The sequence below is a fragment of the Pseudomonas sp. Leaf15 genome, assembly GCF_001421425.1.
Classification (GTDB): domain Bacteria; phylum Pseudomonadota; class Gammaproteobacteria; order Pseudomonadales; family Pseudomonadaceae; genus Aquipseudomonas; species Aquipseudomonas salomonii.
This window is the reverse complement of sequence record NZ_LMKI01000012.1, coordinates 123,174-146,861: the sequence shown is the minus strand read 5'-3', so window position 1 is coordinate 146,861 and position 23,688 is coordinate 123,174. Positions and strand designations below refer to the sequence as shown.

Sequence of the window (23,688 nt, the reverse complement as noted above, 5' to 3'; positions counted from 1 at the left end):
ATGAGTTCGCATACTTTCAAACCCGATATGCCGCCGCCGAACAAAGTCTTCGGACCGATGGCCTGGATGCGCGCCAACCTGTTTTCCAGCTGGCTCAACACCTTGCTGACACTGTTGGCGTTCTACCTGATTTACCTGATCGTGCCGCCCATCCTGCACTGGGCCATCCTCGATGCCAACTGGGTCGGGACCACGCGCGCCGATTGCACCAAAGAGGGCGCCTGCTGGGTGTTTATTCAACAGCGCTTCGGGCAGTTCATGTATGGCTACTACCCCGGCGACCTGCGCTGGCGCGTGGACCTCACCGTGTGGCTGGCTATCGTGGGCGTGGCGCCGTTGTTCATCTCGCGGTTTCAACGCAAGGCTGTGTACGGCCTGGGTTTCCTGGTGCTGTACCCGATCATCGCCTACTGCCTGCTGCACGGTGGGGTTCTGGGCCTGACCAACGTGCCCACCAGCCAATGGGGCGGCTTGATGCTGACCCTGGTGATCGCCACTGTCGGCATCGCCGGCGCCTTGCCGCTGGGCATTGTGTTGGCACTGGGGCGACGCTCGAACATGCCGGCGATTCGGGTGGTCTGCGTGACCTTTATCGAGTTCTGGCGCGGCGTGCCGTTGATCACCGTGCTGTTCATGTCCTCGGTGATGCTGCCGCTGTTCCTGCCCGAAGGCATGGGCATCGACAAGCTGCTGCGTGCCTTGATCGGCGTGATCCTGTTCCAGTCGGCCTACGTGGCCGAGGTGGTGCGTGGTGGCCTGCAAGCGATTCCCAAAGGTCAGTACGAAGCGGCCGCGGCGATGGGCCTGGGTTACTGGCGCAGCATGGGCCTGGTGATTCTGCCGCAAGCCCTGAAGCTGGTGATCCCCGGCATCGTCAACACGTTTATCGCGTTGTTCAAGGACACCAGCCTTGTGATCATCATCGGCCTGTTCGACCTGCTCAACAGCGTCAAGCAAGCCGCCGCCGACCCTAAATGGTTGGGCATGGCCACTGAAGGCTACGTGTTCGCCGCCCTGGTGTTCTGGATTTTCTGTTTTGGTATGTCGCGCTATTCCATTCATTTGGAACACAAGCTCGACACAGGCCACAAGCGTTAGGAGTTGTTGTTATGAGCGAAGCAATCAAACAGCCTGTGAGCCCTGAAGGCATTATCCAGATGCAGGGCGTCAACAAGTGGTACGGCCAGTTCCATGTGTTGAAAGACATCAACCTCAACGTCAAGCAGGGCGAGCGTATCGTGCTGTGCGGCCCGTCGGGTTCGGGCAAATCCACCACCATCCGCTGCCTCAACCGCCTGGAAGAGCACCAGCAGGGCCGCATCGTGGTCGATGGCGTGGAACTGACCAACGACCTCAAGCAGATCGAAGCGATCCGCCGTGAAGTCGGCATGGTGTTCCAGCACTTCAACCTGTTCCCGCACCTGACCATCCTGCAGAACTGCACGCTGGCGCCGATGTGGGTGCGCAAGATGCCCAAGCGCAAGGCCGAAGAAATTGCCATGCACTACCTGGAGCGTGTACGCATTCCGGAGCAGGCGCACAAGTTTCCGGGGCAACTGTCCGGCGGCCAGCAACAGCGTGTGGCCATCGCCCGTGCCCTGTGCATGAAACCGAAAATCATGCTGTTCGATGAGCCGACTTCGGCACTCGACCCGGAAATGGTCAAAGAGGTTCTGGACACCATGATCGGCCTGGCCGAAGACGGCATGACCATGTTGTGCGTCACCCACGAAATGGGCTTTGCGCGCACCGTGGCCAACCGCGTGATCTTCATGGACAAGGGCGAGATCGTTGAACAGGCGGCGCCGAATGATTTCTTCGACAACCCGCAGAATGACCGGACCAAGTTGTTCTTGAGCCAGATTCTGCATTGATCGAAGCTTGAAACAATAAACCCAGCCTGCAGGCTGCATAACCTTTGGCGAACACAAACCAATGTGGGAGCTGGCTTGCCTGCGATAGCGGTACAGCAGTGCGTACATCTGCTGCTGACCCACCGCCATCGCGGGCAAGCCCGGCTCCCACATTTGATCGCCATTGCTCTGCAGAACACCCATAAACCCGGCCTGGTGCCGGGTTTATTTTTGCCGCTCAAGAGGCTTTGAGGGCTTCCTGTGTTTGGTTATGGGTAGTGCAGGTAAAGGCGTTGCGCAGGTCTGCGCCTTCGGCCAGCTCTTTGGCGTCGGCGAGCAAATGCGGGTAACGGTCCAGCAGGCGCATCAACACCATCAACGGTTTGGGCGGCGTTATTTCGCCGCGTTCGTAACGTGAGAATGCGTTGTGCCCGCCACCGGACAGCAACTGCACGGTTTCTTTTTGCGTGAGGTGCAGTTTGCGGCGGATACGCTTGAGTTCGGCGCCGACCATCCGCCGAGCGGCGTGAAGCAACTCATCACTTGCCTTGGCATGGCGTTCGCTGCTGTCGGGGTCATACATGCCGTCCTCGCACAGTTGGCACTCCCAGCCGGACAGATCCTCAATGTGCTGTTCCAGGCCTTTGATGCGCAGGGTTTCACTGCGGCCCTCAAAACGCACCATGGCGTCGGGGGCACCGCATATGAAGCAATGTTGGGTGTTCATAGGTTCATCCCTTTGAAGGAGATCACCGGTGGGTTACTGCCGGAGCAGTAAGTGACCTTGATGTAAATCTCCAGACCGTGTGAATGGATGTGGTAGACGTCCTGCCAGACGCGGTGATCCGCATAGGTGGTCATCGACTTGTACAGCATCCTGTTCTGTAGCTTGAAAACGACCGCCTGCATCTCGCTGATGTCGAGGTCGAGATTCTTTCCCGCCTCCTTGGCTGCACGGGTGAATGCTTTTGCACCCAGTCGCCTGACATCCGCCTTGATCACCGCCAAATCGTAGTGAGGTGTGTACTTTTCCATAAGACACCTGAGTCCAATAATTACCCTATATGGGTAATTTTACCAATCGAAAATACTGCTCCTTTTGCTGCTTATGAACCCTAGTGCGTTGCCTTTGTAGGCAAGTCTGAATAGGCTGTAGGAAAATTCATCCTATGATTGGACGAAAGTGAAAAATCCATGACAGACATCGCCCCTCTGATCAAACGCTCCCTGGTCGATCAAGCGTTGGAGCAACTGCGCTGGCGTATTACCGAAGGCAAATGGGCTATCGGTGAACGCCTGCCCACCGAGCCGGAGTTGTCCGCCGAACTGGGCATCAGCCGTAATACCGTGCGTGAGGCCATGCGCGTCCTGGCGTTCTCGGGTCTGATCGAAATCCGCCAGGGCGACGGCAGTTACCTGCGCTCGATGACCGACCCGCTGGGCACAATGCGTGCGCTGTCCCACTGCACACTGGCGCAGGCGCAGGAGACGCGGCAGATTCTCGAAGTGGAGGCCATCGGCCTGGCGGCATTGCGCCGTACCGAGGACGACCTCAAAGGGTTGCGTGAAGCCCTTGAGCGCAGCGGCGAGCTGTACCACGGTGATCTGGAAGCCTATATCAGCGCCGACCTGGTGTTTCACAAGCGCCTGGTGGATGCCGCGCGCAACCCGGCGTTGAGCGAGCTGTATCAGTATTTTTCCAGCATCGTCGGCGCCCAGTTGCGTCAGACCCTGAACATCTCACCCCGTCGCCAGGCGGTATTCGACCTGCATATCGCCTTGCTCGACGCGGTAGAAAACCAAGACCCCGAACGCGCCAAATCCCTCTGCCGGCAGTTGATCAATGAACCTTGAAGCCAAACGTACGACTGAACTCGAAGAACTGCTGATCGACGCCGAAGCCGATGACGAAGCCGTCCAGCAGGCCCCGCCGCCGGTGGCTCGCCCGTGGCTGTTGCTGCTGGGCCTGGTGCTGGTGGCGTTGAACCTGCGGCCGGCGCTGTCGAGCATGTCGCCGTTGCTGGCTGAAGTCTCCAGCAGCCTGGGGTTATCGGCGGCCAAGGCCGGGTTGCTGACCACCTTGCCGGTGTTGTGCCTGGGGCTGTTCGCGCCGACTGCGCCGATCCTGGCCCGACGTTTTGGCGCCGAGCGCGTGGTGCTGGGGATTCTGATCACCCTGGCCTGCGGCATCATTTTGCGCAGTGCGTTCGGTGAAGTGGGTTTGTTCGCGGGCAGCCTGATCGCTGGCGCGAGCATCGGCATTATCGGTGTATTGCTGCCGGGTATCGTCAAGCGTGATTTTGCCAGGCAGGCGGGCGCCATGACCGGCGTCTACACCATGGCGTTGTGTCTGGGCGCCGCGTTGGCAGCCGGGGCCACGGTGCCCCTGAGTCAGCACTTCGCCGACAGTTGGGCCATCGGCCTGGGGTTCTGGGTTGTCCCGGCGTTGCTGGCGGCCCTGTTCTGGTTGCCGCAAGTGAGGCAAAAGCACGGCGCCCATCAGGTGGCTTATCGGGTCAAGGGCTTGCTGCGTGACCCGCTGGCCTGGCAGGTGACCTTGTACATGGGGCTGCAATCGTCCCTGGCCTATATCGTGTTCGGCTGGTTGCCGTCGATCCTCATTGGGCGCGGCCTGAGTGCCACCGAAGCGGGCCTGGCGCTCTCAGGCTCGATCATCGTGCAACTGCTCAGTAGCCTGGCCGCACCGTGGCTGGCCACCCGCGGCAAGGACCAGCGCCTGGCGATTGTGGTGGTGATGCTGCTGACCCTCGGCGGCCTGTTCGGTTGCCTGTATGCGCCGCTGGACGGTTTGTGGGGCTGGGCGATTCTGCTCGGCCTTGGGCAGGGTGGCACCTTCAGCCTGGCGCTGACCTTGATCGTGCTGCGCTCGCGTGATTCCCATGTGGCCGCGAACCTGTCGAGCATGGCCCAGGGCATTGGTTACACCCTGGCGTCGATGGGCCCCTTTGCGGTCGGCCTGGTGCATGACTGGACCGGCGGCTGGACGGCTATCGGCTGGATTTTCGCGGTGATTGGCCTGGGCGCGATTGTCGCGGGCCTTGGCGCCGGGCGTGCGCGCTACGTCCAAGTCACCAGCGAGAAACTCTAGAGGTACACCACCTCCAGCGTGGCCGAACCATCGAGTGGGGTTTCCACACTCAAATCGAGGTTCTGCCGGGCGTTGATCACGGTTTGCACCGTGACGGTGCCCACCAGGGTGCCGATGGCCGTGGGCCCGCTGACGCTGCCCTCGACCTCGGTAAAGCCCAGGTAGCTTCGCGAGCCGATGTCGATAGGGTTGAGGTTGGACGTGCGCCATGCCAGGCCGCCGGTGGTGGACTCGGTGCCGAAGATCTGCGCGGTGTTGCTGGCTTGTGTCTGGCGCGGGTCGAAGGTCATGGAGTACACCCCCAAGCGGTTGCCGCTGATATCAAACCCCAGCCCGTAGTAAATCTCACTGTTGACCATGGCCGAGCCGTCGCGGTTGTCACGCATGCGCAGGGCATAGCGGGTAGGGCCGTTGCAGGCGATGCCGATGCGCAGGGTCTGGACGGGCAGGCGCGTGGCGGTCGCCAGGTTCAAGTCTTGCTGGGCGATCTTGCCGTAGTCGATCAAGGCGCCGCCGGGGAACTGCGGCAAACAGGCGGCGGGCGTGATCAGGCCTTTGACGCTCAAGTCCACTGCCGAGGCAGCCAGCAACGAGGGGGCGCAGGCCAGTAACAACAAGCTGTAGAGGACGTGGGTTTTCATGGGTCGGACTCCTTGCAGTGACGGGTTAGGGGTAGATGATTTCAAGGGTGCCGGAACCGTTGATTTGCACTACCTCGCGCAGATCCAGGCTTTGCATGGGCGCCAGGTAAGTCTTGATGCGCAGGGTGCCGGTCAGGGTCTGGATGGCGACCGGGCCGGTGGTGACACCGGTCTTGTCGGTAAAACCGAGGATGCTGTTGGCGGCCATGGGGATTTGGCGTGCGGTGGAACTGCTCCACGCCACGCCATTGCTGGTGGAGTCGGTGCGGTACAGCGTGGGAAAGGTATCGGCGCTGAACTCCGCCGGGTCGATGGTCAGGTAAAAACGTCCGATCTTGTTGCCACTGGCGTCCAGGTCCAGGCCATAGGCGGTTTCATCGGTGCCGCCGGTGGCCGAACCGTCGCGGTTGTCTTTCATGCGCAGGGCGAAGGGGATCGGCGCGTCGCAGGTCACATTCAAGCGCAGGGTGCGGGTGGGCAGCGGCGATTCGTTGGTGGCACTCAAGTCCTTGGCATACAGGGTGCCGTAGTCCACCACGCCGTGGTCCGACAGCGAGGGCAGGCAGGCGATCGGCGCAAAGTGCGCACGCAGTGTCAGTTCGCGGTAGCGCCCGTGCTGTGCGCCGTACACCACTGCGGTGGTTTCCCAGGTGGTGGCATCGCGCACTTGTGTGGCGGCGAGGTCGGCCCAGGCACGTAAGGTCAGTTGCAGCGACAGCGTGTTGCCGGTGAGTACCGCGCCGCGCTCGACCGGCGCGATGCCATGGCCGGGACGCCACTCCAGCACGTTGCCAACAGCGACGGGCGCCTGGCCGGCGGCCGGCAGCAAACCCAGTTCTACGGCACGGCCGTCGAGCAGGGCGTTGCCGGCTTCGATGGCGTAACTGCCGTGCTCGGTAAATTGCAGGCGCTGCGGGTTGGCGGCCAGGGCGCGGTAGAACAGGCTGAGGTCTTCGGCTTGCGGGCAGTTGACGGTCACGCTCAGGCGCCGCTCGCCGAGCAGGCGTTGCGGCGCGCTGTCGTTCTGCGCCAGACGGCTCATCCGGCCGAAATCCACCAGCGCTTCGCTGACGTTCAGTTGGCATTCTTCCAGGGCCTGGGCAGTACCGGCGACGCCGAGCAGCAGCCACAGGCACAGTTGACACAAGTAAGGTGTGACGGGCATGGCGGACATCCTCAAGGCACGTTGCAACGTGCGGGAGCAGTTTCGAAGTACACCGACGGATCGGCCTTTGCCGGCAGTTCGTAGCGCAGCTCGCAACGCCCGCCTTGCGGCGTGGTGATCCATAGCGTTGGCTGCTCCAGTACATTGGGTAGAAACACCTGGCTGCCGTCCTGTACCAAGGTGACGAACTCACCACTGGCCGTGCTGACGGAGGCGCCTGCCGGCAGCGGCGCACCCTGGTCGTTGCTGACGGTAAGCAGCATGCGGCGGGTGAGACCGACGCCGAACTCCACGCGGTCCACGGCGCCGCGCCCGGCCGAGATCATTGCCAGGCCGTTGTTGATATCGGCATTGCGCGGCAGCGAACGGGTCTGCACTTCCACCGGGCTGCGGCCATAAGCGGCGACTTGCGGCACCACGGCCTGGCCTTGCCAGTCGGTCCACACCGGGCCGCTGGGCGTGCTGAGCTTGATGCCGCTCATGTCGCCGACCGACACCAGGGCGAAGGTGTCGCGCACCGGGTAGGGGGAAAAGGTCATGCCGTCGCTGTGCAGCACCACACCGCCGCGCGCGCCACCTTGGTAACTGGAACGCTCGGCATCGGAGCGGCTGTAGCTGAAATCGAGCTGGCTATAGCGCGGCAATGCCGAGACGCCCAGAGTGGTTTCCACCTGATGATCGCTGCTGTCGTGTTCGGCGCTGACGCGATAGCTGAGTTGATCGTCGATCTGCTCGGTAACGCCCAGGCCGGTGCGGTTTTCACCGCCGGAGTTACGCACCCAACTGCGCATTCTTCGGCTTTCGCCCAGCGGCACGCTGACGTTCAAATAGACTGCATTGTCCTGTTGCTGGCTGCCGCCCATTTGCCACTCGGCACTGGCCGACAACGATACCGCGCCGATGCTCGTGCCCCAGGACGCCAAGGCGCGACTGCTGCTGTCGCCAGCGAAATTGGCCGAGCGCGAAACCCCGGCGCTGAACGCGCCCAACAGCGGGTGTGACCAGCCCAGGTTGAGGCTTTGCTGGTCGCGATAACGTGAGTTGCGACGCTCGCTGTTGCGCCCAGGGCTGTCGTCGCGTTCGTAGGTGCTTTCTTCCAGTTCGCGATAGCCGACGCTGCGCCAGGAGTTGGCGGCGCTGATCGACCACTGTTCGCCCAGGCGCTGGGACCATGACAGGTCGGTCTGCACGCCCGAGACCTTTTCCCACGCCTGGGAATTGGACAGCTGAGTCGACAGCTGGATCTGGCTGTCCAGCCACGGCAACCAACCCAGGCTGGCGCCCGCCGAGCGGTATTCGCTGGCCGCCAGCACGCCTGTGCCCAGGGTCAATTGCGGGTGCAGGGCGCCGGTCCAGCCGGCGCTCACCACCCACGGATCATCGCCCTTGGCGTCACCCACATTGCGCACCCGGCCCGCCGCCACGGAATAGCCCGGCGCCGGTAATCCAAGGCCGAGCATCGCCGCGGGCACTGTGAAACGCCGTTCGCCACCGACACTTTCCTTGACCGTGACTTCGACGTCCGAGCGCGTGTTCAAGCGGCGTACATCGTTCAGGGTAAAGGGCCCGGCGGGCACCACGGTGGAATGAATCAGCGCGCCGTTCTGGCGCACTTCCACCTGTGCCGGGCTGTTGGCGATGCCTTGAATCAACGCGCCTTCGCCCTGTTCTTGCAGCGCATGTTCGGTGAGCACCTGCACGCCGGTGATCTGCGCACCGGACAGTACCGGGTTATAGAGGTTGATCTGCCCGGCTTGCAGCACCGCCTGGTGGCTGGCGAAGGTGCGTTGCGCGTAGGCTTCCAGGTGAGTGCTGCGCGACAGCCCATCCTGCCAGGTCTGTACCTGGCGACTGCGCACGATCCAGTCGCCGGCGTTGAACCCGACTTCGGTATTGGCTGAGCCAAAGCGGCTGGCGTCATCGCCGAAGCGGTTGTAAAAACCGCTGAGGTCGTAGTTGAGCAGCCCGGCAAAACCGCCGGTCTCGTAGCCCGAAATATCCTGCTGCACAGGGCGCAGGGCTTCGGTGGGCACCACCAGCGACACCGTCAGTGTTGCCGGGTCCGGCTCCACCAGGGCTTGCGGGTACTGCGCGAGGAAATCCTCACAGCCCACCGTGTCACTGGGGGCGACCAGGTTGGCGGCGTCCAGTAACGCACGGTCGAAGCACAGGTTGCCTTGTGGGTCGAAGGTCAGGTCTTGTCGGCCACGCCGCTGGCCGTTGACCCGCAGGTTGACGGTGTGCCGCCCGGCGGCGAAGCGCGGTGCCGCCAGCAACAGGCTGGCCAATTGCGGGTCGATGCCGCGCTGATGCAAGGTTTGGGCGTCGAAGCCGGACGGGCTGGCGCCTTCGGCCCAGGCCTTGGCAGGCACGAGTGCACAGAGCAACAACACCAGCGACAAGGCCGGGTTGGCGGGGGTGTCAGACACGGCTTCGCCGTCACGGTAGCTCAATACTGTTTTCACGCAAGGTACTCGAATAGTGAACGCACAGGCCCGGTGCTCCCAGGCGTTCCGGTGACGGTCAATGAGCCGTCACTTCGTTATCAGGCGGCGGTCTGTATACGGCGCCTGTGGTTTTTAGTCAGAGGGTGATCGGTGCGTCGTAGGCCTTGACCGCAAACCCATACACCGTGGCCGGCTGCAGCCTGACCGTGGTGGCCTGGTCATTGCCGGCCGGCATACTCAATGCCTCACCCGGCAGCACATAGGTGCGTGGCAGCATCGCCTTGCGGTTACCCGGCAACAGCAGCAGTTCCTGCGCCAGGCGCACCACATACGGCGTGTCATTACGCACCTGCAATTGGCCGTCGCGCAGGGTCCAGGTCAGGTCGGTCCACGGCGTGCGGTTGGGCGCCAGGCCCTTGGGATGCACGATCACCGGCAGGTTCTGGCGCACGGTCACGCCCACCCGGGCATGCCCGGCGGCGGTGGCCGCACGGCCTTGGGGCATGCCTTCGAACACTGCGCGTTTAAGCCGTTGGGTGAGTAGCGGTTGCTGGTTCTGCAGGATGAAACGCACCAGCTGGGATTTGGACGCCTCGACCCGCGACAGCGGCGGCGTCACCACCAGCAATGGCTCGGTGTCTTCAGGAATGTCCTGCAAGGTGACATGCAGCAGCGCGAGTTGGCTGTCAGTGTTGGTCACTGACACCGCCGCTTCGCCATCGGCTTCATGCACGATGACCACCGAAGTATCCGGCACCATGCCATCGGCTTTGACTTGATTGCCAAGGATCAGCAGCAGGGCGACAAGGCCCACAGCGGTGTTTGAGACTATCGTCGTCATGACGGGGTTTCCATTAGGCCAAAAGAGGATCGTTCAGAGATAGCGCAGGTCCAGGACAATCGCGCCGTCGAGCGGGACTTCCTGGTCCAGGGTCAGGTACTGCGAAAAATTGATGGCGGTGCTGACTTGAACCTGAACGGTTAACTGGCCGATGAAGTCCGGTTGGCGGTCCCCGACTGGCGCAAAGGCCATAAACACACGTGGGTAGGCGTTGGGCTCCTGTGACCAGGTTTCGCCGTTGTCGCTGGAAGCCAATACCTGCATGGGCTGCGCATCGCCCACGGCGTTGCGATAGGCCAACGCCACCGAACCCAGACGCTCCTCGGGGACGTGGATGTTCCTGCCCAGCCCGTAGAAGTAATCGGGGGCCGACGAGGAGTCGGCGCGATTATCGATGCCCACCAGCGCAAACAGCATCGGCCTGGCGCACTGCACGCGCAGGTCGAGCACCTGGACAGGCAGCACGGTGAACTCGTCGGCGTTGAGGCTGTGGGAAGGAATCTTGCCGTGATCGACGGTGCCGTCATTGGTCAACTCGATAAGGCAGGCGTCCGGGGTGACCCGGCCGGTCACCGTGAGGTCGACAGTCGACGCCGCGTGGGCATCGGCCAGGCACAGCAGGGCGGCGAGGCAACAGGCAAACCTGTTGAGTACCAGCACAGGTAGGCGCAGCCCATGCCCGACTGTGTTCAAGGGATGGGCGGCCATGGGTTAGAGGTACTTCACTTCAAGGGTGGCGGAGCCGTCGATGTTCACTTCGTTGCTCAAGTCCAGGCCATCGGCGCGATTGATGATGGTCTGCACCTCCAGATCAACGCTCAAGTCCTGGACGGGGACGGGTTGGGTGTCGTCATCCATTGCGGCGACGGACATGTACATGCCTGGGTCCCAGAACCTTTCCTGGTACCAGGTTTCCAGGTCATACGAGCCAATGGTTTGCACCACTGTGCCGTCACCCGTGACCGGGTTGCGCAGGGTGATCGTATACCGGCCCAGTTTTTGGGTGTCGTTGATAAAACCCAGGCCGTAGTCCGTGGCGAGACCCGAACCCGCGCGGTTATCGATCGAGTGCAAGGCAAACAGGATAGGGGCGTCGCAATTGACTGCCATGCTCAGCGAATTGTTGCCAATCACGGTATTACGGTCTGAGTTCAGGTCTTTGGCGGAAATTTTGCCATGGTCGATCACGCCTCCACCGGACAGGCTGGGCGTGCAGGCGCTGGGCACAATCAGGCCCTTTACCGTCAGGTCGACGCTGGAAGCGGCGAACGTGTTCGCCGAGTTAAGCAGCAATACACTGGCGGCCAGAGTGGCCAATCGTACTTTCATCGGTGCGGCTCCTTAAAGGTAATTGACTTGTACGGTGGCGTGGCCATCGATAGGCACTTCGTCGGTCAGCGTCAGGCCGTTTGCGGGTGCAATGTGGGTGATCAGGCGGATCTCGGCGTCCAGTTCCTGGATCGCAATCGGCATCACGCCATCGTTGTTGGCAACGGCTGTCAGCAGGGTGTGGCTGAGCATTACCGAGGGCATCCAGGTCACGCCGCCATCCCTGGAAGTGATGGTGCGCACCGGCACGCCGTCGGCTACCGGCGCGTAGAGGCCAAGCCCGGCATCACCGACTTTTTCATCGTTGGGCGTCATGCCCAGGCCATGCCAGCTGAAGTGGTTGGCGGTGGTGCCTGCGCGGTTGTCGATGGTGTTGAGGGTGAAGAACGTCGGCCCGTCGCAGCGCACGCTCAACAGCAGAATTTCCCGTGGCAGATCGGTGTAGGTGTCGGCATTGAGGTCCTTGACCGAGACCTTGCCGAAGTCGACGTTGCCGCCGCCGGAGACCACCGGCGCGCAGGCGCTGGGCGTGATAATGCCTTGGACAAGCAACTCGGTATTACTGGCGGCGAACGCTGTCGGGCAGAGCAGCAAGGCGCCGATAAAGGGGGTGGCAAAAACCTTCATGGTCAGTGGGTCTCCTCGGGCATGGGGGCGGGTTAAGGGGCGTTACAGGTACATGACTTCCAGGGTCGCAGAGCCATCCAGCGCCACTTCGTTGGTCAACGTCAGGGTGTTTGCAGGCGCGATGCCCGCACGCACCGAGATGTCCACGATTGCATCCTGAAGCGGGTGCGGGGCCCAACTGTTGTCGCCACGGCTTCCCAGGGCGACCAACTGGTTGGGTAGTACGGAGTCTTCCGGATCGAGCACAGTCCATGCACGGCCTTCGAACTGGGTCAGTAAGGTCGAGGGAAGGTCGGCGACGGGGTTGCTGAACGACACCTCATACCCGCCGAGTTTCTCTGAGCCGTTTATCAAGCCCAGGCCGAATACGGCAAACGTTGAAGTGCCAGCCCGGTTATCGATGGGGTTGATTGCAAACAGCGTTGCCGCCTCGCAGTTCACACTCAGCTTCAGGGTTCTGCGTTCAAGCCAGGTGTGGCTGTCGGGGTTCAGGTCTTTGGCAGCGATTTTTCCGTAGTCGATATCGCCCGGCATGCTGGGTGTGCAGGCGCTGGGGGTGATCAACCCTTTGACGGTCAGGTCGACGCTGCTGGCTGCAAACGCGGATGAAGTCATGGCGAGTAACAGGGCGCCGCTTAGCAGGGACAGGCTGGTCTTCATGTGAAAAGTGTCCATTTACAGGTACCTGACTTCGAAGGTCGCGGAACCGTCGATTGCCACTTCGCTGGTCAATGTCAGGTTTTTGGCAGGCTCGATCGAGGCAACGACAGTGACGTCCATGATTGCGTCCTTGATCGGGTGCGGTGCCCAACCGGAGTCACCACGGCTGCCCAGTGCTACCAAATCGTTTGGCGCTATAGCCTCGTCGTCATAAAGCTCGGTCCACTGGCCCTCCGAGTTGTACATCGCCAACAGCGTGGAGGCCGTTTCGGCGACGGGGTTGCTGAACGCCAAGCTGAAGGCGCCGAGTTTCTGGGTGTCGTTGATCAAACCCAGGCCAAAGGCGAAGCCATAAGCGGCAGAACCTGCGCGATTGTCGACGGGGTGAATGGCAAACAGGGTCGCGGCATCGCAGTTCACGCTCAGTTGCAAGGTCTGGCGCTCAAGCCAGGTTCGGGTGTCGACATTCAGATCTTTCGAGGCGATTTTCCCGAAGTCGACATCGCCCGGCAGGCTGGGTGTGCAGGCGCTGGGGGTGATCAACCCTTTGACGGTCAGGTCGACGCTGCTGGCGGCCAATACCGAGGAAGTCATGACGAGCAGCAGGGCACTGCTCAACAGGGATACAGGGGTCTTCATTTTAATGTTCCATTGCAAACTGGCAGATAGAGGCGCGTGCAGGGCTACGCCCGACCCGGTATGAGCGGGTGGTTGGCCAAGCAGCGGTCTCGATGTTTATTGGCTGTTGCCGGGGAGTGGCAAGCCGACCCTCTTTGGGGTGAGCACAATTTAGCGAGGGGGATGCGCAGGGGAAATACAACTAATACGACATTGGCCGGGCGGCGCCAAGGCAATGATTCAGGGGGGATTTTCGTAGTAGTTGTATGGGCTTCAATTAACTCGAAAGGTTATTTGTTTGCGGCCGATAGCATTCAAAAGAATGCGTCGACGATTGCTGCATGACAGGCCTCACGGGCTATTGCACCAGTGCTGCGGATTGCTGCCGTATCAATAGTCGCGATAGAGGTACCGATGGGTTCGCTGGTAGGTTCAACCACAAGAGCGAGCCGCCTGCTGAAGCCGCCAGGCACACCTCCGTTTCATTGGCGGCGCCTGCGCGTGCTGGTGGTGGATGACCATTCTGCCTATCGCCTGTTGCTGGGTGGGTTATTGCAAAAACTGGGGCTGGGACACGAGGTGGCCGCCGACGGCTACCTCGGGCTGGTGGCCTATACCAGTCGCCCCTTCGATCTGGTGATCAGCGATTGCCAGATGCCCTTTATGGACGGCTACAGCATGGCCCGCGCCATTCGCCAACATGAGTGCGACACGGGGATGAGACGCGTGCCTATCATTGCCTTGACCGCCAACCTGCAAAACGACAGCCCCAAACGTTGCCGCGATGCCGGCATGGATGCCTGGTTGATCAAGCCACTGACACTGGAACAATTGCACGCAGTGCTGGCGCGTTGGTTACCGGGCGTGGATGACTGCGCCGTCGCCCAGGAGACTGTTGCGCCGCGCGCCGGCTGGCCAACCCGGGCCACGCTGGTCGCCACCTTTGGCAGTGGGGATATCGTCGATCAGTTGTTGGAAACCCTGTTGCTGGAAGCGTGGGAAGACCATCGTGTATTGCGCCATGCCTGCTCGACGTTGAACGCGCCACTGACTGCTGAGCGCCTGCATCGTTTGGTCGGCAGCCTGGTGTTTTTGGGCGGGACCGGCCTTGAGTCGTGTGCCGTGAAGCTGATCGAGCAGGTCCGGTCCCAGGGCGTTGCGGCGCACAAGGTGCAATTGGAATTGTTCCTGGCCCGGTTGCTGGTGTATCTCGAGTACCTGACCGAGGTGTGAAGAACGGTATTTGCTTCAGGCGTTTGCAATCCGACGATCTAGTTTTGGTTGTAGGTTTTTTCCTGTTGTTCTGTAGGCAAAAAAATGTGAACTAGTGAACATTGGGGGCGACTGCCAGCGGCTGTTTGTTAGCGGTTGTTGATGAGCGCCTGCGGGGGTATTTTGCGCGGATTCAAGTTGCCATCATTCGTGGGAATTTATGCTTCGAGTAATTATTGCTGACGATCACCCCATTGTTCGTATCGGGCAGAAAGTCGTGATTGAGGCGCACGGCCGATGCAAAGTGGTCGCTGAGGCCGATGGCCCCGATCAACTGCTCTGCCTGTTAAGTACCACGCCGTGCGATGTGATCGTCACGGACTTTGCCATGCCGGGCGGCCAGCAGGCCGATGGCTACGGCTTGTTGAGCCTGTTGCACCGCCAGTATCCGCAGTTGCCGGTGATTTTGGTGACCATGTTCGCCAGCGTCGCCACCTTGCGTGCTTCCTTCGCCCATGGGGCCAAGGCGGTGGTGGCCAAAAGTGCTTCCGCCAAGGAACTGCCCCTGGCGATCAAGGCTGTGTGTGCCGGCCAGACCTTCGCCAGTGAGTCGCTGCGGGTGCAAATGGTCGAGGCGGGCACGGGCGATCAGTCCCAGGAGCCGCAATTATCCGGCAAGGAGCGCGAGGTGGTGCGTATGCTGGCCAGCGGCATGACCGTCAGCGAGATCGCGGCACAGGTCAATCGCAGTATTTCCACGATCAGCAAGCAGAAAAGCACGGCCATGCAACGGCTGAGTATTTCCACCGATGTTGACCTGTTCGCCTATGCTCGCAGTGTTGGAATGGTGCCGTAGGCTGATCATTTGCGTGGCGAATGTCAGTAGCCAGCGCAGCGTGGGCAGCTTATCGTGCGCCTATTCTTTCGACGCCTGCGGAGCCTGCCCATGAGTGATGCCCATAACGCCCTGATCACCGAGTTCTACAGTGCCTTCCAGCGCCTGGACGCCGAAGCCATGGCCGCCTGCTACACCGCTGACGTGGTGTTCAGCGACCCGGCCTTTGGCGAGTTGCGCGGGCGCGACGCCGGGGACATGTGGCGCATGCTCACCACGCGGGCCAAGGACTTCTCCCTGACCTTCGACCATGTGCGCAGCGATGACAGCACCGGCAGTGCGCACTGGGTGGCGACCTACCTGTTCAGCGCCACGGGCAATACGGTGGTCAACGACATTGGCGCACGCTTTGTGTTTCGTGATGGCAAGATCTGTGAGCATCACGACCACTTCGACCTGTGGCGCTGGTCGCGCCAGGCCCTGGGTTTGAAGGGCTTGCTGCTGGGTTGGTCGCCGGCGCTGAAAAACGCCGTGCGCGCCCAGGCGCTTAAAGGCTTGAAGGCATTTCAGGCCGGTCGTTGATAAGCTGGATGCTCCTCTGGTTGGCCGAAATGAACTGTGACTGATCTTCCTGAACCCAAACCCTGGTTTGTCTACCTGGTACGTGCCGCCAATGGCTCGCTGTATTGCGGCATCAGCAATGACCCGGTGCGCCGCTTTGCCTCCCACCAGAGCGGCAAGGGCGCACGGTTTTTTCTGTCCAGCCCGGCCGTGGCGCTGGTGTACACCGAGCAGTGCGCCTCCAAGGGCGAGGCGCTGCGCCAGGAACGGCTGATCAAGAAATTGAAGAAGAGCGCCAAGGAATGCCTGGCGGCCAGTGGCTCATTGATTTGATTGATAGGTTCTCATCGTCCCCACGCAGGGCTTTGCAGGCTAAGCTGGCGGCTCACCTATCGAGCGGAGCCTGGCATGTCTGAGTTGATCCTGCACCATTACCCGACCTCACCCTTTGCAGAAAAAGCTAGGCTGCTGCTGGGTTTCAAGGGGTTGTCCTGGCACTCCGTACACATATCACCCGTCATGCCCAAACCCGACTTGACAGCTTTGACCGGCGGCTACCGGAAAACCCCGGTACTGCAAGTCGGCGCCGATATCTATTGCGACACTGCCCTGATCGCCCGTCGCCTTGAGCAGGAAACGTCCTCGCCGGCGCTGTTCCCGCTGGGCCAGGAAATGATCACGCAGACGTTCGCCGCCTGGGCCGACAGCGTGGTGTTCGCCCATGCCGTCAGCCTGGTATTCCAGCCGGAGTCAGTGGCGGTGCGCTTTGGCAAATTACCGCCGGAAGCGATCAAGGCGTTTATCGCTGACCGTGCCGCATTGTTCAGTGGCGGCACGGCCAGCAAGCTCCCGGCCGAGCTGGCCAAGCACCAATGGCCGGCGATCATGGCGCGTCTGGAGTTCCAGCTGCAGCACGCGCCGGGAGACTTTCTGTTCGGTGAACCGTCGATTGCCGACTTTGCCTTGGCCCACCCGATGTGGTTCCTCAAAGCCACTCCCGTGACGGCTCCATTGGTGGATGCTTATCCAGCCATCTTGGCTTGGCTGGCGCGCGTACTGGGTTTTGGTCACGGCAGTGCGAGTCAAATGACGGCGGAGCAAGCATTGGCGATCGCCCGTAATGCCACGCCTGCGGCATTGCCGGATGACGAGTTCGAGGACTTGAATGGTTTCAAGGCGGGTCAGTCGGTAACGATTGCGGCCATTGATTACGGGGTTGATCCCGTTGCCGGTGAGCTGCTGTTCGCTGGCCGTGAAGAGCTGATCCTGCGCCGTACCGACGAACGCGCCGGCACTGTGCACGTGCACTTCCCGCGCATGGGTTTCCGCATTCAGGCGCAATAAATAAAAATATTTGCAAACAAAGGTGAGGTAAATCGCCCGCCCATCCGTGTAGTGTTTGAAACTGCGAGCTATTCGCATTAACAGCGTTTTCTACACGGGTTCTCACAGCATGAAGTCGACGGCGGGCGGTTGGGTAAAACAGTGGCTGGGAGCCTCGGTATTGGCAGTATCAGGGCTGGCGTTGCTGCCCCTGGCGATTGCGCAGGCGCAGGAGCAACAAAGTGCCCGGTTCAACTTTGCCCTGGCAGCCAAACCGCTGCCCCAGGCGCTGAGTGATTTCAGCCGGGTAACCGGCATCAGCGTGATCTACACCGACGAAGCGCCCTATGGTCTCAATGCCCCGGCGGTCAGCGGGCAGATGAGTGCCACCCAGGCCCTGCAACGGCTGCTCGACAACTCAGGCTTTACCTTTCGCCAGATCGACGCCCGTACTCTGGCGCTTGAGCCTGTGCCCACCGACGGCGCAGTCAACCTGGGCGCCACCACCATCAGCGGTGCGAGCCAAGCCCAGGACACCACCAGCTACCAGCCGCCGCCCACCAGCTCGGTGATGCGCTCCCACGGCCTGCTGCTGGAAACCCCGCAAACCGTCAACGTCGTGCCGGCCCAAGTGCTGCGTGACCAACAGCCGCGCAACCTGGATGACGCCCTGGGCAATATCAGTGGCATCACCCAGGCCAACACCCTCGGCAGCACCCAGGACGCGGTGATGCTGCGCGGTTTTGGTGACAACCGTAACGGCTCGATCATGAAGGATGGTATGCCCGTGGTGCAGGGCCGCGCGCTGAACGCCACCGCCGAGCGCGTCGAAGTGCTCAAAGGCCCGTCGTCTTTGCTGTATGGCATCCAGGACCCGGGCGGCGTGGTCAATATCGTCAGCAAAAAGCCCGAGCTGGTGCAGTCCACCTCGTTGACCGCGCGCGGCTCGACCTTCGGTGACGGCAAGAACGGCAGCGGCGGCAACCTCGACACCACCGGCCCCATTGGTGACAGCGGCCTGGCCTATCGCCTGATCGTCGACCACGAAGACGAAGATTACTGGCGCAATTACGGCACCCACCGCGAAACGCTGGTGGCGCCGTCCCTGGCCTGGTACGGCGACACTACCAAAGTAGTGTTCGCCTATGAGCACCGCGAATTTCTCTCGCCGTTCGACCGTGGCACCGCCATCGACCCCAAGACCAACCACCCGTTGAACATCCCCGCGACCCGTCGCCTGGATGAACCGTTCAACAATATGCAAGGCCGTTCCGACCTGTATCGCCTGGAAGTCGACCATGACTTGAACGACGACTGGAAGGCGCACTTCGGCTACAGCTGGAACCGCGAAACCTACGACGCCAGCCAGGTGCGCGTGGTCAAGGTCAACCCCAACGGCACCCTGACCCGCAGCATGGACGGTACCCAAGGCGCGCTGACCACCGACCGCTTCGCCACCACCAGCCTGGAAGGCAAGGTCAATGTCGGCGGCATGCAGCACGACCTGGTGTTCGGCCTGGATGACGAGTACCGCAAGATCTACCGTGCCGACCTGATTCGCCAGGCGCCGCGCGGTGTCTTCAACTATAACGATCCGGTGTATGGCAACGAAGTCGCAGGCACCAAAGTCAGCGCGCCGGACAGTAACCAGACCGACCTGCTGCGCAGCGATTCGCTGTTCTTCCAGGACGCCATCCACCTCAATGACCAGTGGATTCTGGTCGGCGGTGCGCGCTACCAGATGTACGATCAATACGCCGGCAAGGGCGTGCCGTTCACCGCCAACACCGATGGCAACGGCCAGAAGTGGGTGCCGCGTGCCGGTCTGGTGTATCGCTACACCGATCAACTGTCGTTCTACGGCAGCTACACCGAGTCGTTCAAACCCAACTCCACCATCGCGCCGTTAGCCAACAAAAGCGTGCTGGACGGCAGCCTGGAACCGGAGCAGTCCAAGGCCTGGGAGCTGGGCACCAAGCTCGACATACCGGGGCGCATCACCGCGAGCGCGGCGCTGTTCAATATCGAAAAACGCAACGTGCTGGTGCAGGTCGGCGACGGTTTGGCCGCTGTCTACAGCGTGGCGGGCAAGGTACGTTCCCGTGGCCTTGAGCTGGACGCCAGCGGCCAGTTGACCGACAACTGGAGCCTGATCGGCAGCTACGCCTACACCGATGCCGAGGTGACCGAAGACCCGACGCTCAAAGGCAATCGCCTGCAAAACGTGGCGAAAAACACCGCGTCGTTGTCGGCCGTGTATGACTTCGGCAGCCTCTTGGGTGGTGACCAGCTGCGTGTGGGCGCCGGCGCACGTTACGTGGGCGAACGGGCCGGGGACGCAGCCAACAGCTTCGATCTGCCGAGCTACACCGTGGCCGATGCGTTTGCCAGCTACGACACCAAAATCGACGGGCAGAAGGTCAAGTTCCAGCTCAACGTGAAGAACCTGTTTGATCGCACCTACTACACCTCGTCGGTGAACACGCAGTTTGTGTCCATCGGCGATGCGCGGCAGGTGTCGGTTTCCAGCACCCTGCAGTTCTAAGGCAAGCGACCTCCTGTGGCGAGGGAGCTTGTTGTGGCGAGCGGGCTTGCCCCGCGTTGGGCTGCGTAGCGGCCCCAAAACCTGGCACAGCGTAAAGCCTGAAAAAATGCGGTGGGCTTACTAGGGGCCGCTACGCAGCCCAACGCGGGGCAAGCCCGCTCGCCACAACAGCCCAGCTCCCACAACAGCCCCGATCCCACCACAGCCACGCTCGCCACAACGGCATTGAGCTGGTAGCGTTGCCGCCACTGAATACTTTGCGGGAAAACGGTACTGATGCAGTTGGGTCGATGGATACACGCCAGCGCGATGCTGGTGGGCTTGAGTTTGTTACTGAGTGGTTGCGCCACGCCTTCGAAGACGGCTACTGGCCAGAGCCTCGACCAATTGCTGGCCGACCCGGCGCTGCAGGGTGCTTCGGTCTCGCTGATGGTGCGGGACGCCAACAGTGGCGCCACTCTGTATCAGCACAACCCGCGCACGCGGCTGGTGCCGGCTTCCAACCTCAAACTGTTGACCACGGCCGCGGCCATGGATGTGCTCGGGCCGCAGTACCGTTTCGCCACGCAACTGTTGAGCAACGGCATTCGCCAGGGCGACCGTCTGACCGGCAACCTGTACCTGCGCGGCCTGGGTGACCCGACCATGCAGTTCGCCGATTACCAGGCATTGGCGGCGCAGTTGGCCAGCCAGGGCGTGCGTCAGGTGCAGGGCGACCTGGTGTTTGATGACACCTGGTTTGACGCTGAGCGGCTGGGTGTCGACTGGTCCCACGACGACGAAACCACCTACTACGGCGCGCAGATTTCGGCGTTGACCGTGTCGCCCAATACCGATTTTGATGCCGGCAGCGTGCTGGTCACCGCCAAGGCGCCAGCGCGGGCCGGGCAGGCTGTGAGTGTCGATATCTTCCCGCCGACCAATTACCTGCAACTGAGCAACCGCGCTGTCAGCGGGCCGGGCAACACCTATGGGATCAACCGTCGCCATGGCACCAACCTGCTGCAACTCAGTGGCGCCGTGGCGCCGGGGCGACAGAGCGAGCAACTGGTGAGTGTCTGGGAGCCAACGCAACTGGTGGCCAACCTGTTCGAGCAAGCGCTGGCGCAGCAAGGCATCACGGTGCTTGGCCGTCGAGTGATGGGCGGCGCAAGCCCGGCGGCGGTGACGGTACTGGCCGAGCATAAATCGGCGCCGTTGCAGGAATTGATTACGCCGCTGCTCAAACTTTCGAACAACAACATGTCCGAAGCCTTGCTCAAGGCGATGGGCCGCCAGACGGCCAACAGCGGCACAGCGGCAGCGGGCGCGGTGGCGGTGGCCGGGTTTCTCAAGCGCCAGGGGCTGGACACGGCGACGCTGAGCCAGGTCGATGGTTCGGGGCTGTCGCGGCGTAACCTGGTGTCGTCACAGAACCTCACCGACCTGCTGCTGGCCGCGAGCAAACAGCCGTGGTTCAACGCCTGGTACAACGCGTTGCCGATTGCCGGTAACACCGATCGCATGACCGGCGGCAGCCTGCGGTATCGCCTGCGCGGCACACCGGCCGAGAACAACCTGCATGCCAAGACCGGCTCCATGGGCGGCGTGTCTTCCTTGAGCGGTTACATCACCGATACCAAAGGGCGCAAGCTGGTGTTCTCGATGCTGAGCAATAATTACGTGGTGGGCGGCGCGCAGGTCAAAGCCGTGGAAAACCGCGTGGCGTTGGCCCTGTCACGCTGGGACGAGTGATTCAGGGCTGATAGCCCATGCGCCAACTCACGGCCCGGGTCGCCGCCAGCAAGCGCTGCGCCGCCGGGCCATCTTCATCGGCATGGAACAGTGAGGTGGGGCCGACCACGGTCATCACCGCCGCCACGTGCCCGACCGCATTGAACACCGGCGCCGACAACGCATCGACGCCGGGCATCAGCAAACCATGCACAAAGTGCAGGCCCCGGCTGCGGATCTGTTCACAGGCGCTGGCGTAAGCCTCGTCGTCCGCCAGGGCATGGGCAGTCCCGGCCTGAATCTCGCGTTCGCGCAATTCCACGGTTTCCCGAGAGGGCAGGTAAGCGCTGAACACTAGCCCGGTGGACGAGCTGAGCAACGGCAGCACCGAGCCCAACTGCGTCACCACGGTGACGGCACGCACCGCCGGTTCGATCTGCACCACGGTCGCGCCCTGGTTGCCCCACACCGCCAGAAAGCAGGTTTCGTTCAACTCATCGCGCAGTTCTGCCAGGGGCATCGCGCCGACTTTCAACACGTCCATGCTGCCCAGTGCCGCCAAGCCCACGCGCAACGCCTCGCGGCCCAGGCCGTAATGGTTGGTGGCGGTGTTCTGCTCGGCAAACCCCGAAGCGATCAGCGCCTGCAAATAGCGGTGGACCTTGCTCGCCGGCATCTGCACATGTTCGGCCAGACGCGACAGCGAGGTGGCGGGGGACAGTTCGGCCAGCGCCTTGAGGATATCGGTGCCCACTTCGGCCGAGCGGACTTTCTGTTTACCGGTGTCGCGGGGCTTTTCCATGGAAGGGCAAGAATCCGAGAGATGAACGGGCGTCTTTATAGCTTGACGTTGAATTATGATCAAATTACGTTATGCGTAACTGGATTACGATAAAAACAACTTCCGCACAGAGGACGGTCCATGAACCTCGAGTACCAATCGGGTTTCGGCAATGAGTTCGCCAGCGAAGCGTTGCCTGGCGCATTGCCGGTCGGCCAGAACTCCCCGCAAAAAGCGCCCTACGGCCTGTACACCGAGCTGTTCTCCGGCACGGCCTTTACCATGGTGCGCAGCGAAGCCCGCCGCACCTGGCTGTACCGCATTCAGCCGTCGGCCAACCACCCGGCGTTTATCAAGCTGGAACGGCAATTGGCCGGTGGGCCGTTGGGCGCGGTCACGCCGAATCGCTTGCGCTGGAACCCGCTGGATATTCCGAGTGAGCCGACCGACTTTGTCGACGGCCTGGTCGGCATGGTCGCCAACTCCGGGTCGGAAAAACCCTCCGGCATCAGCGTCTACAACTACCGCGCCAACCGTTCGATGGAACGGGTGTTCTTCAACGCCGATGGCGAACTGTTGATCGTCCCCGAGCAGGGCCGCCTGCGTATCGCCACCGAGTTGGGTGTGCTGGACGTCGAGCCGCTGGAAATCGTGGTGCTGCCCCGCGGCCTGAAATTTCGCATCGAACTGCTGGATGCCCAGGCACGCGGCTACGTTGCGGAAAACCACGGCGCGCCACTGCGCCTGCCGGACCTGGGGCCAATCGGCAGCAACGGCCTGGCTAACCCGCGTGATTTCCTCACACCGGTCGCTCACTACGAAGACAGCCAAAAGCCGACCACGCTGGTGCAGAAATTCCTCGGCGAACTGTGGGCCTGCGAGCTGGACCACTCGCCGCTGAACGTGGTCGCCTGGCACGGCAATAACGTGCCGTACAAATACGACCTGCGCCGCTTCAACACCCTCGGCACGGTGAGTTTCGATCACCCGGACCCGTCGATTTTCACCGTATTGACCTCGCCCACCAGCGTGCACGGCCTGGCCAACCTCGACTTCGTGATCTTCCCGCCGCGCTGGATGGTGGCCGAAAACACCTTCCGCCCGCCGTGGTTCCACCGCAACCTGATGAACGAATACATGGGCCTGATCCAGGGCGCCTATGACGCCAAGGCCGAGGGTTTCCTGCCGGGCGGCGCGTCACTGCACAGCTGCATGAGCGCCCACGGCCCGGACGGCGAGACCTGCACCAAAGCCATCAACGTGGACCTGGCGCCGCACAAGATCGATAACACCATGGCCTTCATGTTCGAGACCAGCCAAGTGCTGCGCCCCACACAGTTCGCCCTTGAGTGCCCGCAACTGCAACCTTCCTACGACGCGTGCTGGGCCTCGCTGCCCGCCACCTTCAACCCGAACCGGAGATAACCC

The 23,688-nt window shown here is 61.9% G+C and carries 24 protein-coding genes; 12 read left to right on the top strand and 12 right to left on the bottom strand.

Annotated features, from left to right (window positions below; genetic code table 11):
• Positions 1 to 1,098 carry an amino acid ABC transporter permease gene (locus ASE80_RS11010; protein ID WP_056858936.1) on the top strand — a complete coding sequence of 366 codons (1,098 nt, stop codon included), beginning with the start codon at positions 1 to 3 and terminating at the stop codon, positions 1,096 to 1,098.
• An 11-nt stretch (positions 1,099 to 1,109) separates the two neighbouring features.
• Positions 1,110 to 1,874, top strand: a complete 765-nt coding sequence (locus ASE80_RS11005) for an amino acid ABC transporter ATP-binding protein (protein ID WP_003171943.1) — start codon at positions 1,110 to 1,112, stop codon at positions 1,872 to 1,874.
• Between the two features lie 217 nt (positions 1,875 to 2,091).
• Here ASE80_RS11005 and ASE80_RS11000 read toward each other — a convergent pair whose 3' ends face one another.
• Together ASE80_RS11000 and ASE80_RS10995 are read right to left on the bottom strand one after the other, a co-directional pair.
• The gene (locus ASE80_RS11000; RefSeq protein WP_056858935.1) at positions 2,092 to 2,580 is read right to left on the bottom strand and encodes a type II toxin-antitoxin system MqsA family antitoxin; all 489 of its coding nucleotides are present in this window, start codon (positions 2,578 to 2,580) and stop codon (positions 2,092 to 2,094) included.
• The gene (locus ASE80_RS10995) at positions 2,577 to 2,888 is read right to left on the bottom strand and encodes a type II toxin-antitoxin system MqsR family toxin (protein WP_056858934.1); all 312 of its coding nucleotides are present in this window, start codon (positions 2,886 to 2,888) and stop codon (positions 2,577 to 2,579) included. Before ASE80_RS10995 ends, ASE80_RS11000 begins: the two co-directional genes overlap by 4 nt.
• Positions 2,889 to 3,047: 159 nt before the next feature.
• On the opposite strand from ASE80_RS10995, the gene ASE80_RS10990 reads away from it, so the two are divergent.
• Both ASE80_RS10990 and ASE80_RS10985 read left to right on the top strand, forming a co-directional pair.
• Positions 3,048 to 3,707, top strand: a complete 660-nt coding sequence (locus ASE80_RS10990; protein WP_056858933.1) for a FadR/GntR family transcriptional regulator — start codon at positions 3,048 to 3,050, stop codon at positions 3,705 to 3,707.
• The gene (locus tag ASE80_RS10985) at positions 3,697 to 4,962 is read left to right on the top strand and encodes a CynX/NimT family MFS transporter (RefSeq protein WP_056858932.1); all 1,266 of its coding nucleotides are present in this window, start codon (positions 3,697 to 3,699) and stop codon (positions 4,960 to 4,962) included. Before ASE80_RS10990 ends, ASE80_RS10985 begins: the two co-directional genes overlap by 11 nt.
• Here ASE80_RS10985 and ASE80_RS10980 read toward each other — a convergent pair.
• The 9 genes from ASE80_RS10980 to ASE80_RS10940 form a co-directional block, all read right to left on the bottom strand.
• Entirely contained in the window at positions 4,959 to 5,603 is a 645-nt protein-coding gene (locus tag ASE80_RS10980; protein WP_056858931.1) for a DUF1120 domain-containing protein, read from the bottom strand. The two genes, ASE80_RS10985 and ASE80_RS10980, sit on opposite strands and share 4 nt — an antisense overlap.
• 25 nt (positions 5,604 to 5,628) lie before the next feature.
• Entirely contained in the window at positions 5,629 to 6,768 is a 1,140-nt protein-coding gene (locus ASE80_RS10975) for a DUF1120 domain-containing protein (RefSeq protein ID WP_056859198.1), read from the bottom strand.
• Positions 6,769 to 6,779: 11 nt separating this feature from the next.
• Positions 6,780 to 9,233: a fimbria/pilus outer membrane usher protein gene (locus ASE80_RS10970; protein WP_177336514.1), complete on the bottom strand. Its 2,454-nt coding sequence runs from the start codon at positions 9,231 to 9,233 to the stop codon at positions 6,780 to 6,782.
• Positions 9,234 to 9,351: 118 nt separating this feature from the next.
• On the bottom strand, positions 9,352 to 10,056 hold the full coding sequence (locus ASE80_RS10965) for a fimbria/pilus chaperone family protein (RefSeq protein WP_056858929.1): 705 nt from the start codon (positions 10,054 to 10,056) through the stop codon (positions 9,352 to 9,354).
• Between the two features lie 33 nt (positions 10,057 to 10,089).
• Positions 10,090 to 10,764, bottom strand: a complete 675-nt coding sequence (locus ASE80_RS10960) for a DUF1120 domain-containing protein (protein ID WP_056858928.1) — start codon at positions 10,762 to 10,764, stop codon at positions 10,090 to 10,092.
• A 3-nt stretch (positions 10,765 to 10,767) separates the two neighbouring features.
• A complete protein-coding gene (locus tag ASE80_RS10955) occupies positions 10,768 to 11,385 on the bottom strand; it encodes a DUF1120 domain-containing protein (RefSeq protein WP_056858927.1) in 618 nt (205 codons plus the stop codon).
• A gap of 12 nt (positions 11,386 to 11,397) precedes the next feature.
• Complete coding sequence (locus ASE80_RS10950; RefSeq protein WP_056858926.1) at positions 11,398 to 12,012, bottom strand: DUF1120 domain-containing protein; 615 nt, start codon at positions 12,010 to 12,012, stop codon at positions 11,398 to 11,400.
• 42 nt (positions 12,013 to 12,054) lie between these two features.
• Positions 12,055 to 12,672, bottom strand: coding sequence for a DUF1120 domain-containing protein (locus ASE80_RS10945; protein ID WP_056859197.1), 618 nt, complete (start codon positions 12,670 to 12,672; stop codon positions 12,055 to 12,057).
• A gap of 15 nt (positions 12,673 to 12,687) precedes the next feature.
• The gene (locus ASE80_RS10940; RefSeq protein ID WP_056858925.1) at positions 12,688 to 13,311 is read right to left on the bottom strand and encodes a DUF1120 domain-containing protein; all 624 of its coding nucleotides are present in this window, start codon (positions 13,309 to 13,311) and stop codon (positions 12,688 to 12,690) included.
• A gap of 393 nt (positions 13,312 to 13,704) precedes the next feature.
• On the opposite strand from ASE80_RS10940, the gene ASE80_RS10935 reads away from it, so the two are divergent.
• The 7 genes from ASE80_RS10935 (at position 13,705) to dacB (ending at position 21,500) form a co-directional block, all read left to right on the top strand.
• The gene (locus ASE80_RS10935) at positions 13,705 to 14,523 is read left to right on the top strand and encodes a response regulator (RefSeq protein WP_056858924.1); all 819 of its coding nucleotides are present in this window, start codon (positions 13,705 to 13,707) and stop codon (positions 14,521 to 14,523) included.
• A 199-nt stretch (positions 14,524 to 14,722) separates the two neighbouring features.
• Positions 14,723 to 15,358, top strand: a complete 636-nt coding sequence (locus tag ASE80_RS10930; RefSeq protein WP_056858923.1) for a response regulator transcription factor — start codon at positions 14,723 to 14,725, stop codon at positions 15,356 to 15,358.
• 90 nt (positions 15,359 to 15,448) lie between these two features.
• The gene (locus ASE80_RS10925; RefSeq protein WP_056858922.1) at positions 15,449 to 15,919 is read left to right on the top strand and encodes a nuclear transport factor 2 family protein; all 471 of its coding nucleotides are present in this window, start codon (positions 15,449 to 15,451) and stop codon (positions 15,917 to 15,919) included.
• Between the two features lie 36 nt (positions 15,920 to 15,955).
• Positions 15,956 to 16,231: a GIY-YIG nuclease family protein gene (locus tag ASE80_RS10920; protein WP_025855645.1), complete on the top strand. Its 276-nt coding sequence runs from the start codon at positions 15,956 to 15,958 to the stop codon at positions 16,229 to 16,231.
• A gap of 75 nt (positions 16,232 to 16,306) precedes the next feature.
• Positions 16,307 to 17,242, top strand: coding sequence for a glutathione S-transferase family protein (locus ASE80_RS10915; protein ID WP_056858921.1), 936 nt, complete (start codon positions 16,307 to 16,309; stop codon positions 17,240 to 17,242).
• A 109-nt stretch (positions 17,243 to 17,351) separates the two neighbouring features.
• Positions 17,352 to 19,766 (top strand): TonB-dependent siderophore receptor, encoded by a 2,415-nt coding sequence (locus tag ASE80_RS10910; protein WP_056858920.1) that lies wholly within the window; start codon positions 17,352 to 17,354, stop codon positions 19,764 to 19,766.
• 276 nt (positions 19,767 to 20,042) lie between these two features.
• A complete protein-coding gene (gene dacB, locus ASE80_RS10905) occupies positions 20,043 to 21,500 on the top strand; it encodes a D-alanyl-D-alanine carboxypeptidase/D-alanyl-D-alanine endopeptidase (RefSeq protein ID WP_056858919.1) in 1,458 nt (485 codons plus the stop codon).
• A gap of 1 nt (position 21,501) precedes the next feature.
• Here the strand turns inward: dacB and ASE80_RS10900 are convergent, their stop codons facing one another.
• Positions 21,502 to 22,281, bottom strand: coding sequence for an IclR family transcriptional regulator (locus ASE80_RS10900; protein ID WP_056858918.1), 780 nt, complete (start codon positions 22,279 to 22,281; stop codon positions 21,502 to 21,504).
• Positions 22,282 to 22,401: 120 nt separating this feature from the next.
• Between ASE80_RS10900 and hmgA the strand changes: the two genes are divergently transcribed.
• On the top strand, positions 22,402 to 23,685 hold the full coding sequence (hmgA, locus tag ASE80_RS10895) for a homogentisate 1,2-dioxygenase (RefSeq protein WP_056858917.1): 1,284 nt from the start codon (positions 22,402 to 22,404) through the stop codon (positions 23,683 to 23,685).
• Positions 23,686 to 23,688 lie beyond the last annotated feature (3 nt).

Excerpts from the sequence above, each read along its gene's own strand:
- ASE80_RS11010 (WP_056858936.1), top strand. The coding sequence starts at position 1 with ATGAGTTCGCATACTTTCAAACCCGATATGCCGCCGCCGAACAAAGTC.
- ASE80_RS11005 (WP_003171943.1), top strand. The coding sequence starts at position 1,110 with ATGAGCGAAGCAATCAAACAGCCTGTGAGCCCTGAAGGCATTATCCAG.
- ASE80_RS11000 (WP_056858935.1), bottom strand. The coding sequence starts at position 2,580 with ATGAACACCCAACATTGCTTCATATGCGGTGCCCCCGACGCCATGGTG.
- ASE80_RS10995 (WP_056858934.1), bottom strand. The coding sequence starts at position 2,888 with ATGGAAAAGTACACACCTCACTACGATTTGGCGGTGATCAAGGCGGAT.
- ASE80_RS10990 (WP_056858933.1), top strand. The coding sequence starts at position 3,048 with ATGACAGACATCGCCCCTCTGATCAAACGCTCCCTGGTCGATCAAGCG.
- ASE80_RS10985 (WP_056858932.1), top strand. The coding sequence starts at position 3,697 with ATGAACCTTGAAGCCAAACGTACGACTGAACTCGAAGAACTGCTGATC.
- ASE80_RS10980 (WP_056858931.1), bottom strand. The coding sequence starts at position 5,603 with ATGAAAACCCACGTCCTCTACAGCTTGTTGTTACTGGCCTGCGCCCCC.
- ASE80_RS10975 (WP_056859198.1), bottom strand. The coding sequence starts at position 6,768 with ATGCCCGTCACACCTTACTTGTGTCAACTGTGCCTGTGGCTGCTGCTC.
- ASE80_RS10965 (WP_056858929.1), bottom strand. The coding sequence starts at position 10,056 with ATGACGACGATAGTCTCAAACACCGCTGTGGGCCTTGTCGCCCTGCTG.
- ASE80_RS10960 (WP_056858928.1), bottom strand. The coding sequence starts at position 10,764 with ATGGCCGCCCATCCCTTGAACACAGTCGGGCATGGGCTGCGCCTACCT.
- ASE80_RS10955 (WP_056858927.1), bottom strand. The coding sequence starts at position 11,385 with ATGAAAGTACGATTGGCCACTCTGGCCGCCAGTGTATTGCTGCTTAAC.
- ASE80_RS10950 (WP_056858926.1), bottom strand. The coding sequence starts at position 12,012 with ATGAAGGTTTTTGCCACCCCCTTTATCGGCGCCTTGCTGCTCTGCCCG.
- ASE80_RS10945 (WP_056859197.1), bottom strand. The coding sequence starts at position 12,672 with ATGAAGACCAGCCTGTCCCTGCTAAGCGGCGCCCTGTTACTCGCCATG.
- ASE80_RS10940 (WP_056858925.1), bottom strand. The coding sequence starts at position 13,311 with ATGAAGACCCCTGTATCCCTGTTGAGCAGTGCCCTGCTGCTCGTCATG.
- ASE80_RS10935 (WP_056858924.1), top strand. The coding sequence starts at position 13,705 with ATGGGTTCGCTGGTAGGTTCAACCACAAGAGCGAGCCGCCTGCTGAAG.
- ASE80_RS10930 (WP_056858923.1), top strand. The coding sequence starts at position 14,723 with ATGCTTCGAGTAATTATTGCTGACGATCACCCCATTGTTCGTATCGGG.
- ASE80_RS10925 (WP_056858922.1), top strand. The coding sequence starts at position 15,449 with ATGAGTGATGCCCATAACGCCCTGATCACCGAGTTCTACAGTGCCTTC.
- ASE80_RS10915 (WP_056858921.1), top strand. The coding sequence starts at position 16,307 with ATGTCTGAGTTGATCCTGCACCATTACCCGACCTCACCCTTTGCAGAA.
- ASE80_RS10910 (WP_056858920.1), top strand. The coding sequence starts at position 17,352 with ATGAAGTCGACGGCGGGCGGTTGGGTAAAACAGTGGCTGGGAGCCTCG.
- dacB (WP_056858919.1), top strand. The coding sequence starts at position 20,043 with ATGCAGTTGGGTCGATGGATACACGCCAGCGCGATGCTGGTGGGCTTG.
- ASE80_RS10900 (WP_056858918.1), bottom strand. The coding sequence starts at position 22,281 with ATGGAAAAGCCCCGCGACACCGGTAAACAGAAAGTCCGCTCGGCCGAA.
- hmgA (WP_056858917.1), top strand. The coding sequence starts at position 22,402 with ATGAACCTCGAGTACCAATCGGGTTTCGGCAATGAGTTCGCCAGCGAA.